Here is a 13,199-nt window from a genome sequence, read left to right on the forward strand (position 1 = left end):
CACGGACCTGTGGACAACTGCTGCTCGAGCCACACTACACGCATCCCGACGGCGCCCTGTGAGGGCCTTCACAGCCCCCGTCAGGACGCTCCAGTCCGCTATCTTCTGCACTTTTCATCCTCTAGTCTTGGCTCTGGTCCGTTTATCCACGACATGTGCACAACTCTGTGGAGAACGGACCTTTTCGAGCGGTTGTGCAGCCAAGAGGGGTTTTTCGTGGGTACAGATGAGGTAAACGACGTCGGGAGTTCCTGGCGTAAAGTCATCCGGACCCTCGAGCAGGACGATCGCGTCACCCCTCGCCAGCGCGGCTTTATGGTGCTCGCCCAGGCCCAGGGGCTCATCGGCACCACCATGCTCATCGCCGTTCCGAACGAACTGACCCGTGAGGTCCTGCAGACCCAGCTCAAGGCCGCCCTCGACGAGGCGCTCCGCGACGTCTTCCGGGAAGACATCCAGTGCGCTTTCGTCATCGATCCCGAGCTGACCCCGGTCGCGGAGGAAGCGCCCGAGCAGGAACCCGAGGAAGTCTCGCCGGAACCCAAGGGTGAGGCCAAGCCCTCGCCGACCCCGCCCAGCAACTCCCACGAGTTCGGCAGGCTCAACCCCAAGTACATCTTCGACACGTTCGTCATCGGTTCCTCGAACCGGTTCGCCCACGCCGCTGCGGTCGCGGTGGCCGAGGCACCCGCGAAGGCGTACAACCCCCTCTTCATCTACGGGGACTCGGGGCTCGGCAAGACCCACCTGCTGCACGCCATCGGCCACTACGCCCGGCACCTCTACACGGGTATCCGGGTGCGCTACGTGAATTCCGAGGAGTTCACCAACGACTTCATCAACTCGATCCGCGACGACGAGGGCTCCAGCTTCAAGCAGACGTACCGCAACGTGGACATCCTGCTGATCGACGACATCCAGTTCCTCTCCGGCAAGGACCGGACCATGGAGGAGTTCTTCCACACCTTCAATGCCCTGCACAACCACAACAAGCAGGTGGTCATCACCTCCGACATGCCACCCAAGCAGCTGATCGGGTTCGAGGAGCGCATGCGGTCCCGGTTCGAGTGGGGCCTCCTGACGGATATCCAGCCACCCGAACTGGAGACCCGCATCGCGATCCTCCGCAAGAAGGCGATCAGCGACAGCCTGAGCGCGCCGGATGACGTCCTCGAGTACATCGCGTCGAAGATCGCGACCAACATCCGGGAACTGGAGGGAGCGCTGATCAGGGTCACTGCCTTCGCCAGCCTCAATCGCCAGACCGTCGACGTGAACCTGGCGGAGATCGTCCTGAAGGATTTGATCTCCGACGACGGGGCGCAGGAGATCACGTCGACCGTGATCATGGCGCAGACGGCGGACTACTTCCAGATCAGCATGGAGGAGCTGTGCAGCAAGTCCCGCACGAGGACCCTCGTCACCGCCCGCCAGATCGCCATGTACCTCTGCCGTGAGCTGACGGACATGTCGCTGCCGAAGATCGGACAGGAGCTCGGCGGGCGCGACCACACGACGGTCATCCACGCCGACCGCAAGATCCGCGAACTCATGGCAGAACGCCGTGCGATCTTCAACCAGGTCACCGAACTGACCAACCGGATCAAGCACAAGCAACGCGAGGCCTGACGCCCGCCAAGGGAACGCCGTGGCGCACCCCGGTAATTAACAGGTGTGGACACACCTGTGGATAACCGGGGGAACATCGGCACCCAGCCTGAGGAAAAACCCCCTACCGCCTGTGGATCCGCGAAATGACAAGGATTCTGCCCACAAGCCCCTGCTGCGGCCCTTCCCCTGAACGCACACCTTGTCCACAGGGCAGATCCGCGCCGATGCCCTGTCCAGCGGACTTATCCACAGAATCCACAGCAGTTATTAACACTACGAACCTTAAACTTCAAAAGTTCGTCAAATAACATTCCACGTTCCGCACGCCCCGTCCCAGCCCTCCTGGGCCATGCTGAGCACCGCCGCTCTGCGGCTAAGCTGTTCCCCAGTAGGGTTGTAGTTCCCCGTGCCCGGACACCTCCGGAACCGGAACCCACCCACCATCCGCCGGCGATTGACCGGTGGCTGTTTTTTGATCTGGCGAAAGGCGGCACTGCTCCGTGAAATTCAGAGTCGAGCGGGATGTACTTGCGGAGGCTGTGTCCTGGACCGCCCGTTCCCTGTCGCCACGCCCTCCGGTCCCCGTCCTCGCCGGACTCCTGATCAAGGCCGAAGGTGGCTCACTGAGCCTCGCCAGCTTCGACTACGAGATCTCGGCACGGCTCGAGATCGCCGCCGACGTCCTCGAGGAAGGCACGATCCTCGTGTCCGGCCGGCTGCTCGCCGACATCTGCCGCAGCCTGCCCTCGGCGCCCGTCGAGGTGGCCACCGATGGGTCGAAGGTGACCCTCACATGCCGCAACAGCCGGTTCAACCTCGCCACCATGCCGGAGGGCGAGTACCCGGAACTCCCCAAACTGCCGGACGTGAGCGGAGTGGTCGACGGTGAGGCCTTCGCCCAGGCCGTCTCCCAGGTGATCATCGCCGCGAGTCGCGACGACACACTGCCGATCCTCACAGGTGTCCGCATGGAGATCGAGGACGACCTCATCACCCTCCTCGCGACGGACAGATACCGGCTCGCCCTCCGGGAAGTGTCCTGGAAGCCGACGACTCCGGGGATCTCCACCAGTGCACTCGTGAAGGCGAAGACCCTCAACGAGGTCGCCAAGACCCTCGGCGGAGCCGGTGACCTGAACATCGCCTTCTCCGAAGACTCCGAGCTGATCGGTTTCGAGTCCGGCGGACGCCGGACGACATCCCTGCTCGTGGACGGCGACTACCCGAAGATCCGTTCGCTGTTCCCCGAGAACACCCCGATCCACGCCACCGTGCAGACCAGCACCCTGGTGGAAGCCGTCCGTCGCGTCTCGCTCGTGGCCGAGCGCAACACCCCCGTCCGCCTCGCTTTCACCGAGGGCCAGGTGACCCTCGACGCCGGTACCGGCGAGGACGCACAGGCCTCGGAGGCCATCGAGGCCACCCTCGACGGCGACGACATCACCGTCGCGTTCAACCCGCACTACCTGAGCGAGGGCCTCGGCGCGTTCAGCAGCCCGTACGTCCGGTTCTCCTTTACCTCACCACCCAAGCCTGCGGTGATCTCCGCGCAGGATGACGCCTCCGGTGAGGACAGGGAAGACTACAGGTACCTGCTGATGCCCGTGCGGTTGCCCAACCAGTAACCGCTCCGCAGGGACAGCGGCCGGGCGGAACGCCGGCCGGACACATCGTCAGAAAGAGAAGCTCATGCACATCGGCCTCATTGGACTCGGCAAAATGGGATTCAACATGAGGGAGCGGCTCCGCGAGAAGGGCATCGAGGTCACCGGCTTCGACCGCAATCCCGACCTCACCGATGTGTCGACCCTCGACGAGCTCATCGAGGCGCTTCCCGCACCACGCATCGTCTGGGTGATGGTCCCCGCAGGCCAGATCACCGACGGTGTCGTCAAGGACCTCTCCGAGGTCCTGTCCGAGGGTGACCTCGTCATCGACGGCGGGAACTCGAAGTTCACCGACGATCAGATCCACGCCACGCTCCTCGCGCAGAAGGGCATCCGGTTCCTCGACTGCGGTGTCTCCGGCGGGGTGTGGGGGCTGGCGAACGGGTACGGCCTGATGGCCGGTGGCAGCCAGGCCGACGTGGAACTCGCCATGCCAGTCTTCGATGCCCTCCGCCCGGAGGGCGATCGCGCCGAGAGCTTCGTGCACGTGGGTGACGTCGGTGCGGGGCACTACGCCAAGATGGTCCACAACGGCATCGAGTACGGGCTCATGCAGTCCTACGCCGAAGGGTACGAACTCCTCGAGGCGAAGGACATCGTCAAGGACGTCCACGGGACCTTCGCCGCGTGGCAGAAGGGCACCGTCGTCCGCTCCTGGCTGCTGGACCTGCTCGTGAAGGCCCTCCAGGAGGACCCGGGGCTGTCGAAGATCGCCGGCTACGTCGAGGACTCCGGTGAGGGCCGCTGGACCGTCGAGGAAGCCATCGCGAATTCGGTCCCGGCCCCCGCCATCACAGCGGCTCTCTTCGCCCGTTTCACCTCACGGCAGGACGACTCCCCGTCGATGAAGATGGTTGCAGCGCTCCGCAACCAGTTCGGCGGCCATGCGGTGAAGCCGGCCCAGTCGAACCCCGAGTAGGTGCTCCCCGGTGTACGTTGAGCACCTCTCGCTCACCGGATTCCGGAGCTACAGGCAACTCGACACCGCCATAGAGCCCGGCATCACGGTCTTCGTCGGGCCGAACGGTGTCGGGAAGACGAACATCGTCGAGGCCATCGGGTATCTCGCGACACTCTCGTCGCACCGCGTGAGCACCGACAAACCGCTCATCGCCTTCGGCGAGGAACGCGCGATCATCCGTGGCCGATTCGTCCGCGGGACGCAACGCACCGGCGTCGAGGTGGAGATCAACGCCGTCGCCGCGAACCGGGCCCGGATCAACAGGTCCAATCCGGTGCGGGCCAGGGACGCCGCGGGAATCCTCAAGACCGTCCTCTTCGCTCCCGAGGACCTGGCACTGGTGAAGGGGGATCCCTCGGGAAGGCGCCGGTACCTGGACGAGGTCCTGGTCTCGCTCCTTCCCCATCAGTCGGCGCTGCGTGCCGAGTACGAGCGTGTCCTCAAGCAGCGCAACGCCCTCCTCAAGTCGGCACGTGCCGCCGGCAGGTTCTCCACGGCCCATGAGTCGACCCTCGACGTCTGGGACCAGCACCTCGCCGAAGCCGGGGCGAGACTGCTGTCCGCGCGGCTGCTCCTCGTGGACAAGCTGCGCCCGCACGTACAGCGCGCCTACAAGGAACTGACCGACGGTTCGAAAGGCGCCGACATCACCTACGTCTCCAGCGTCTCGTCGTCGTCGGACCTCGCGGGGGACTCCGACGGCGCGGGCACCGGAGGTGACGCGCCTCCGGAGGCGCTGCGGGATCTGGCACTGCCAGAACTGACCGCTCTGTTCGTGGGGAGCCTCCTCCGGCACCGCAAGAAGGAACTCGAGCGGGGCATCTCACTCGTGGGACCGCACCGGGACGAGCTCGACCTGCTCCTCGGCCAGGTCCCGGCCAAGGGCTATGCCTCGCACGGTGAGACCTGGTCGATGGCCCTCGCCCTGCGGCTGGCGTCGTACTACCTGCTGCTCGAGGAGGACCATACGCCCGGGGGCGATCCGGTGCTGATCCTCGACGACGTCTTCGCCGAACTCGACGCCCAACGGCGGACCCGCCTGGCGGCGATCGTCGCGCCGGCCGAGCAGGTGCTGGTGACGGCGGCCGTCGGGGACGACATACCGCAGGCCCTCCTGGGACGCCAGATCCGCGTCGTCCCAGGTGGGATCGAGGAGCCCGACGGTTCCGCCGAGCAGCCGATTGATACCGGTGCGACCGCACGGGTAGAAGCCGGGGAAACCGATGAGTGACGGAAACCCGCCGGATGACGCCCCGTCCGACGGGGCGGATCCCGACATGCCGACGAGCCGGCACCGGGGCGGACGGCACGACGGCGCTGCCGGTGGGGACGGGACGGGGCAGCCCGGGCCGTTCCCCGAGCAGGATGCTCCCCAGGCGCTGCTCAACCGGCTGCGCAACGCTTCCCAGTCGCGGGGCACGCCCCGGGAGGCCGCAGCCTCACCCACCGCCAAGAAGACCCGCCGCCGGTACTCACCCGAACCCGTCTACGGCGGCAGGGATCCGGAGGGGGTCGGCAACGTCTTCTCGAGGATGCTGGCCGAACGAGGCTGGAAGTCGCCGGTGGCGATCGGATCGGTGCTGACCCGCTGGGACGAGATCGTCGGTGCCGACATCGCGGCGCACTGCGTACCCGAGAGCTTCGACGCCGACACGGTGCTCGTGCGGTGCGATTCCACGGCATGGGCGACACAGCTGCGCCTCATCACCCCGCAGGTGCTGCAGCGATTCGAGGCCGAACTCGGTGCCGGGGTGGTGACGCGCCTCGCCGTCGTCGGGCCGGCGGCGCCGAGCTGGCGCAAGGGCGGGCGCTCCGTCAAGGGGCGGGGGCCCCGCGACACGTACGGCTGAACCGAGCCGGTCCGCGCACCCGCTGGACGGCCTGTACGTCGATCGGGGGTCCGCCCGGCGTATACGTCCTCATGGAAGGACCCGCGATCGGCTCTGGTGGCTGTTTATTGGACAGTGAGGGCCTACTCGTGCGGGATTGTAGCCCTCCACAGGGTAGAATGGAGCGAGATTGTTTTGCCTATCCAGCTGAGGAGCCGTCTACGCCTGTGGCACACGAGAACGAGTTGAATGCAAGTGATGTGTTGATCGGCGAAGGCGAGTCCCCGATTCTGGAGGCGGCGACGGAACACGCATACGGTGCCAGCGAGATCACCGTCCTCGAGGGTCTGGAAGCGGTCCGGAAGCGCCCCGGCATGTACATCGGGTCCACCGGCCCCCGCGGTCTCCACCACCTCGTCTACGAAGTCGTGGACAACTCCGTCGACGAGGCGCTGGCCGGGTACTGCGACCACATCGAGATCACGCTCCAGACCGACGGCGGTGTCAAGGTCGTCGACAACGGACGCGGCATCCCCGTCGACATGCACCCCACCGAGGGACGTCCCACCGTGGAGGTCGTGATGACCATCCTCCATGCCGGCGGCAAGTTCGGCGGCGGAGGATACGCGGTATCGGGTGGCCTGCACGGTGTCGGTATCTCCGTCGTCAATGCCCTGTCCAAGCGCGTCGAGACCGAGGTCCGCCGGCAAGGACACGTCTGGCGCCAGTCCTTCAGGGACGGTGGCAAGCCGTTCGGTGAACTGAGGAAGGGTGAGGAGACCTCGGAGACCGGGACCACCCAGACGTTCTACCCGGACGAAGCGATCTTCGAGAGCACCGAGTTCGACTTCGAGACACTCCGCGCGCGCTTCCAGCAGATGGCGTTCCTCAACAAGGGGCTGCGCATCACACTGACCGACGAACGGGTCGACGCCGTGCAGACCGACGAGGTCACCGAGGTCGAGAACGCGCAGGAGTCCGACGGCGAGCCGAAGCACCGGGCTGTGGTGTATTTCTACGAGAACGGGCTGCTGGACTACGTCCGCCACCTCAACTCGTCCAAGCGCGTGGACGTCGTCCACCCCGACGTGATCGCCTTCGAGACCGAGGACACCGACCGGACCATGTCCGTCGAGATCGCGTTGCAGTGGACGTCGGCGTACTCCGAGAGCGTGCACACCTACGCGAACACGATCAACACGCACGAGGGTGGCACCCACGAAGAGGGCTTCCGTGCGGCCATGACCACGCTGATCAACAAGTACGCACGCGAGAAGAACATCATCAAGGAGAAGGACGACAACCTCACGGGTGACGACATCCGCGAGGGACTGACCGCCGTCATCTCCGTCAAGCTGTCGGAGCCGCAGTTCGAGGGCCAGACGAAGACGAAGCTCGGCAACTCCGAGGTCAAGGGCTTCGTCCAGCGTGTCGTCACCGATCAGCTGGGCGACTGGCTCGAGCGCAACCCCGGCCCGGCTCGCGATGTCATCCGCAAGTCGATCCAGGCGTCGCAGGCCCGCCTCGCGGCGCGCAAGGCGCGCGAGTCCACGCGGCGCAAGGGGCTGCTGGAGTCCGGCGGCATGCCGGGCAAGCTCAAGGACTGCCAGTCCAAGGACCCCGCCCGGTCCGAGATCTACATCGTGGAGGGCGACTCGGCCGGCGGTTCGGCCGTCCGAGGACGCAACCCCGAGACCCAGGCCATCCTCCCCCTCCGCGGGAAGATCCTGAACGTCGAACGCGCCCGCCTCGACCGCGCCCTCGGCAACAGCGAGGTCCAGGCCATGATCACCGCGTTCGGCGCGGGCATCGGCGAGGACTTCAACGTGGACAAGGCCCGCTACCACAAGATCGTGCTCATGGCCGATGCGGACGTGGACGGCCAGCACATCACCACGCTGCTGCTCACGCTGCTGTTCCGCTACATGCGTCCCCTGATCGAGAACGGCTTCGTCTACCTGGCCCAGCCGCCGCTGTACCGGATCAAGTGGTCCAACGCTAAGCACGACTACGTGTTCAGCGACCGCGAGCGTGACGAGGTCATCCGGATCGGGCTCGCCAACAACCAGCGGCTGCCCAAGGACAACGGCATCCAGCGCTACAAGGGCCTCGGCGAGATGGACTACACGGAACTGTGGGAGACCACCATGGATCCGGACCACCGCACGCTGCTCCAAGTGACCATGGACGACGCCGCCGCCGCGGACCAGGTGTTCTCGGTGCTGATGGGCGAGGACGTCGAGTCCCGCCGCAACTTCATCCAGCAGAACGCCAAGGACGTGCGTTTCCTCGATATCTGAGCCGACACCCGGCATCTTGCCGGCGCAACGAAATCTGCTCGTTCCTCGCAGATATTAAAGCGCCTACACAAGATGTCGGGCATCGGCCGGCGACCGCGTCTCCTTTGTGGTCGAGAACCTTTCACGAACGGAACTGATTCATGAGTGACGACATCACCGGCAACGGACCGGACGAGCCCATCGAGGGTGAGGTCCTGACCGACCGCGTCGAGCAGGTCGACCTGCAGACCGAGATGCAGCGGTCCTACCTGGACTACGCGATGGCGGTCATCGTCGGCCGGGCCCTGCCCGATGTCCGCGACGGCCTCAAGCCCGTGCACCGCCGCGTGCTGTACGCCATGTTCGACGGCGGCTACCGGCCCGACCGCTCGTTCAACAAGTGCGCCCGCGTGGTCGGCGAGGTCATGGGCCAGTACCACCCGCACGGCGATTCCGCGATCTACGACGCCCTGGTCCGCCTGATCCAGGACTGGACCATGCGCTACCCGCTGGCGCTGGGCCAGGGGAACTTCGGCTCGCCCGGTAACGACGGCGCCGCGGCTCCGCGATACACCGAGACGAAGATGGCCCCGCTCGCCATGGAGATGGTGCGCGACATCGACGAGGAGACCGTCGACTTCCAGGACAACTACGACGGCAAGAACCAGGAGCCGACGATCCTGCCGTCGCGCTTCCCGAACCTGCTCGTCAACGGATCCTCGGGCATCGCGGTCGGCATGGCCACGAACATCCCCCCGCACAACCTGCGCGAGGTGGCCGACGGTGTCCAGTGGTACCTGGAGAACCCGGAGGCCTCGAAGGAAGAACTGCTCGAGGCGCTCATCGCCCGGATCAAGGGCCCCGACTTCCCGACCGGTGCCCAGATCCTGGGGCACAAGGGCATCGAGGACGCCTACCGCACCGGGCGCGGCTCGATCACCATGCGCGCCGTCGTCAATGTCGAGGAGATCCAGAACCGGACCTGCCTCGTCGTCACGGAGCTCCCGTACCAGGCCAACCCGGACAACCTCGCGATCAAGATCGCCGAACTGGTCAAGGACGGCAAGATCAGCGGCATCGCCGATCTGCGCGACGAGACGTCCGGACGGACCGGCCAGCGCCTGGTGATCGTGCTCAAGCGCGACGCCGTCGCCAAGGTGGTCCTCAACAACCTGTACAAGCACACGCAGCTCCAGGACAACTTCAGCGCGAACATGCTGGCGATCGTCGACGACGTGCCCCGCACGCTCAGCCTCGACGCCTTCATCCGGCACTGGGTGAACCACCAGCTCGAAGTCATCGTGCGGCGCACCCGCTACCGGCTGCGCAAGGCGGAAGAGGAGGCCCACATCCTCCGCGGCCTCCTGAAGGCGCTCGACGCGCTCGACGAGGTCATCGCGCTGATCCGCGCCTCCTCCACCACCGAGGAGGCCCGTGACGGGCTCATGGGGCTGCTCGCCATCGACGAGCTGCAGGCCACCGCCATCCTCAACATGCAGCTGCGCCGGCTCGCGGCGCTCGAGCGGCAGAAGATCCAGGACCGGCACGCCGAACTCGAATCGATGATCACCGAGTTCAACCGCATCCTCGCGTCGGAGGACGTCCAGCGCGGCATCGTCAGCACCGAACTCGCGGAGATCGTGGCGAAGTTCGGCGACGACCGCCGCACCGACATCCTCATGGGCTACGACGGCGACATGAGCATGGAGGACCTCATCCCCGAGGAGGAGATGGTCGTCACCATCACCCGCGGGGGATACGTCAAGCGCACGCGCAGCGACAACTACCGGCAGCAGGCGCGCGGCGGCAAGGGCATCAAGGGGGCACAGCTGCGCGGCGACGACGTCGTCGAGCACTTCTTCGTCACCACCACGCACCACTGGCTCCTGTTCTTCACCAACCTGGGCCGGGTGTACCGGGCGAAGGCCTACGAGCTCGTCGAGGCCGCGCGTGATGCAAAGGGCCAGCACGTGGCGAATCTCCTGGCCTTCCAGCCGGACGAGACGATCGCCCAGGTGCTGGACCTGCGCGACTACCAGCAGTCCCCCTACCTGGTCCTGGCCACCAAGCGGGGGCTCGTCAAGAAGACCCGCCTCGAGGACTACGACACCAACCGGACGGCGGGTGTCATCGCGATCAACCTGCGCGACAACGACGAGCTCGTCTCCGCGCAGCTCGTCTCCGGCGAGGACGACATCATGCTCGTCTCGCGGAAGGGACAGTCGCTGCGCTTCACGGCCGACGACGACGCCCTGCGACCCATGGGACGCGCGACGTCGGGTGTGACCGGCATGAAGTTCCGCGACGACGACGAGCTGCTGGCCGCCAAGGTGGTCACCGACGACTCCTACGTCTTCATCGTCACCGAGGGCGGTTTCGCGAAGAGGACCAGGGTCGACGACTACCGTGTCCAGGGCCGTGGCGGCCTGGGCATCAAGGTCGCGAAGCTGGCCGAGGAGCGCGGGGACCTCGTGGGCGCCCTCGTGGTGCAGGAGGAGGACGAGGTGCTGGTCGTCATGGGCGGCGGCAAGGTCGTCCGGTCCGCCGTCGCCGGCGTCCCTGCCAAGGGCCGCGACACGATGGGCGTCATCTTCGCGAAGCCCGACAAGACCGACCGGATCATCGCCGTGGCCCGGAACAGCGAGCGTAGCGTCGCCGTGGAGGAGGGCCTCATCGAGGATCCCTCCGAGGGCAGCCCGGATGTCGACGTGATCGATACGGTCTCTCCGCAGGAGGATCCTGCGGAGTTCACAGCCGATGAAGTACGGTTGTCGACAGAGGAAACGGCTGAGCCTGACGCTGAGTCGCCGGAACACGGAGGTAGCGAGTGAGCTCGGCCAACACCAACCCGCGGTCGTCCAGCGGACAAGTGCGGACGCCCGGGGCTCCTCCGCGCGTGAACGCGCCTGCCCGCCCTGCCCAGCGTCCTGCATCCGCGGGTGCGCAGGCCGGCCGTCCGGGGCAGCGACCCAATCTCGTCAAGCCGGCACCGAAGGCGAAGGCCCGCAAGGCCCGCCTGCTCGTCAGCAAGGTCGATCCGTGGTCGGTCCTGAAGATGTCGTTCCTGTTGTCCGTCGCGCTGGGGATCGTCACGGTCGTCGCGTCCTTCGTCATCTGGACCGTCCTCGACCTGACCGGCATCTTCGACGGGGTCAACGAGCTCCTGCGGGAGATCGCCGGCTCCGAGAACGGTGGATTCGACCTCCGCCAGTTCGCGTCATTGCCGCAGGTGCTCTCGTTCGCCACGATCATCGCCGTGGTGAACGTGGTGCTCCTGACAGCCCTGGCCATGCTCTCGGCCGTCCTCTACAACATCTCGTCCACCCTGGTCGGCGGCATCGGCGTCACGCTGACGGACGACTAGGACCCCTGCCCCTTCGGCGCCCGCGGGCGATTTGAGAAATGCCGAGACACTACTGTAAAGTCGTATCTCGGCCCGAAGAGGTATCGGGGCGTATAGCTCAGGCGGTTAGAGCGCTTCGCTGATAACGAAGAGGTCCCAGGTTCAAGTCCTGGTACGCCCACGGATCTGCCACCGGCAGGTAGTTGCAAGGAGACTGATGTGAAGAAGTTGCTCATCGCGGCAGCGGCTGCAGCCAGTGTCCTGATGTACAAGCGGTGGCAGGATTCCGAGAAGAGCAAGAACGTCTGGAGCAACGCCACGGACGATCTCGCGTAGCACAGAGCATCATCCGGTGCACCTAAACTGGACGAGTTCTGTTTCGGGGGCATGGCGCAATTGGTAGCGCACCTGCTTTGCAAGCAGGGGGTTCGGGGTTCGAGTCCCCGTGCCTCCACCGAAGGGAAGTCCCGGTCATCGACCGGGACTTCTCGCGTTAAGCGTCGTCCCGGGAGGACCGATGAAGTGCAATAGGGTTGCCGGGTGATTATCTTCCTCTCGATCCTGGGCGTGATCGGTGTGTCCGCATCCGGCCCGATCATGGCAGCGACGGCGGCGCCCGTCCTCGCCATCGCGTTCTGGCGGAACCTCCTGGGCGCGGTGCTCATGGGGGGTCCCGCCGCCGTCTCCAAGCGGGCCGAGTTCGCGGCCCTGCGCGGCGCGGACTACCGGCGGCTCGCCGTGGCGGCCGTGGCGCTGGCGCTGCACTTCGCATGCTTCATCACCGCGCTGAAGCTCACGTCCGTGGCAGCGGCCACCGCACTGGTCTGTCTCCAGGTGGCATGGATCGCACTCTTCAATGCGCTCCTGGGATCACGGCCGCACCGTGCCGTGGTGGCGGGGCTCGCCGTCGCCTTCGTGGGCGTGGTCATCATCACCGGGTTCGACCTCTCGCTCTCGGGCGAAGCGCTGCTCGGAGATCTGCTCGCGCTGGCCGGTGGGGCCCTGGCGGGTGTCTACCAGATGGCGGGAGCGGCGGCACGGCGGACGATGTCCACCGGCACCTACACGACCCTCTGCTACGGAGCCTGCGCCGGGATCCTGCTGGTCCTGTGCGCGATCACGGGGCAGCCGGTCATCGGCTTCTCCCCCGCGGCGTGGGCTGGGATCCTCGCGGTTACCCTGCTGGCGCAGATCATGGGCCACTCGGTGTTCAACCACCTGCTCGCGGTGATGAGTCCGCTCGTCGTGTCGATGATCATCCTGCTGGAGATCCCCGGCGCTGCACTCCTCGCGGCCGTGTTCCTCGGGGAGAAGCTTCCTGCCGGGACCTACGGGGGCCTGATCCTGATCCTCGTCGGGCTGGCTGTCGTCATCCGGGGCCAGCAGCGCAGGGACCGCCGGCGGATGCTGGAGCAGGCGACGGCCGGCCCCCCGCCCGCGCTCGGCGGGGACTGAAGCAGCGGGCAATAAGCATTCCGAGAAAAGCATGCTTTTCCAGGAATAGAAGAC

General features: G+C 66.1%; 10 protein-coding genes and 2 tRNA genes. All 12 read left to right on the forward strand.

Going from position 1 to position 13,199, the window contains the following annotated elements:
• The first annotated feature begins 216 nt into the window (after positions 1 to 216).
• The 12 genes from dnaA to AC0Z9V_RS14890 all read left to right on the forward strand — a co-directional run bounded on the left by dnaA (position 217) and on the right by AC0Z9V_RS14890 (position 13,145).
• The gene (dnaA, locus tag AC0Z9V_RS14835) at positions 217 to 1,629 is read left to right on the forward strand and encodes a chromosomal replication initiator protein DnaA (RefSeq protein ID WP_133080010.1); all 1,413 of its coding nucleotides are present in this window, start codon (positions 217 to 219) and stop codon (positions 1,627 to 1,629) included.
• 482 nt (positions 1,630 to 2,111) lie between these two features.
• A complete protein-coding gene (gene dnaN / locus AC0Z9V_RS14840; RefSeq protein WP_133080011.1) occupies positions 2,112 to 3,236 on the forward strand; it encodes a DNA polymerase III subunit beta in 1,125 nt (374 codons plus the stop codon).
• A 64-nt stretch (positions 3,237 to 3,300) separates the two neighbouring features.
• Positions 3,301 to 4,197, forward strand: a complete 897-nt coding sequence (gnd, locus tag AC0Z9V_RS14845; protein WP_485141973.1) for a phosphogluconate dehydrogenase (NAD(+)-dependent, decarboxylating) — start codon at positions 3,301 to 3,303, stop codon at positions 4,195 to 4,197.
• 10 nt (positions 4,198 to 4,207) lie between these two features.
• Complete coding sequence (recF, locus tag AC0Z9V_RS14850) at positions 4,208 to 5,470, forward strand: DNA replication/repair protein RecF (RefSeq protein WP_485141974.1); 1,263 nt, start codon at positions 4,208 to 4,210, stop codon at positions 5,468 to 5,470.
• Positions 5,463 to 6,089 (forward strand): DciA family protein, encoded by a 627-nt coding sequence (locus AC0Z9V_RS14855; RefSeq protein ID WP_485141975.1) that lies wholly within the window; start codon positions 5,463 to 5,465, stop codon positions 6,087 to 6,089. Before recF ends, AC0Z9V_RS14855 begins: the two co-directional genes overlap by 8 nt.
• A 158-nt stretch (positions 6,090 to 6,247) precedes the next feature.
• On the forward strand, positions 6,248 to 8,368 hold the full coding sequence (gene gyrB, locus AC0Z9V_RS14860; RefSeq protein ID WP_133080014.1) for a DNA topoisomerase (ATP-hydrolyzing) subunit B: 2,121 nt from the start codon (positions 6,248 to 6,250) through the stop codon (positions 8,366 to 8,368).
• Between the two features lie 140 nt (positions 8,369 to 8,508).
• Complete coding sequence (gene gyrA / locus AC0Z9V_RS14865) at positions 8,509 to 11,178, forward strand: DNA gyrase subunit A (protein WP_133080015.1); 2,670 nt, start codon at positions 8,509 to 8,511, stop codon at positions 11,176 to 11,178.
• Positions 11,175 to 11,711, forward strand: a complete 537-nt coding sequence (locus AC0Z9V_RS14870) for a DUF3566 domain-containing protein (RefSeq protein ID WP_133080016.1) — start codon at positions 11,175 to 11,177, stop codon at positions 11,709 to 11,711. Before gyrA ends, AC0Z9V_RS14870 begins: the two co-directional genes overlap by 4 nt.
• Positions 11,712 to 11,797: 86 nt before the next feature.
• Positions 11,798 to 11,871 (forward strand) — tRNA-Ile (locus AC0Z9V_RS14875).
• A gap of 38 nt (positions 11,872 to 11,909) precedes the next feature.
• Complete coding sequence (locus AC0Z9V_RS14880) at positions 11,910 to 12,026, forward strand: DLW-39 family protein (protein ID WP_459269412.1); 117 nt, start codon at positions 11,910 to 11,912, stop codon at positions 12,024 to 12,026.
• Positions 12,027 to 12,071: 45 nt separating this feature from the next.
• Positions 12,072 to 12,144: transfer RNA gene (locus AC0Z9V_RS14885), tRNA-Ala, on the forward strand.
• Between the two features lie 86 nt (positions 12,145 to 12,230).
• Complete coding sequence (locus AC0Z9V_RS14890) at positions 12,231 to 13,145, forward strand: DMT family transporter (protein ID WP_485141976.1); 915 nt, start codon at positions 12,231 to 12,233, stop codon at positions 13,143 to 13,145.
• The last annotated feature ends 54 nt before the right edge of the window (positions 13,146 to 13,199 follow it).

It is taken from the genome of Arthrobacter sp. UYP4, from assembly GCF_057291175.1.

Bases quoted from the DNA above. Each gene is read 5' to 3' on its own strand.
- gnd (WP_485141973.1), top strand. From the start codon at position 3,301: ATGCACATCGGCCTCATTGGACTCGGCAAAATGGGATTCAACATGAGG.
- AC0Z9V_RS14855 (WP_485141975.1), top strand. From the start codon at position 5,463: ATGAGTGACGGAAACCCGCCGGATGACGCCCCGTCCGACGGGGCGGAT.
- gyrB (WP_133080014.1), top strand. From the start codon at position 6,248: ATGGAGCGAGATTGTTTTGCCTATCCAGCTGAGGAGCCGTCTACGCCT.
- gyrA (WP_133080015.1), top strand. From the start codon at position 8,509: ATGAGTGACGACATCACCGGCAACGGACCGGACGAGCCCATCGAGGGT.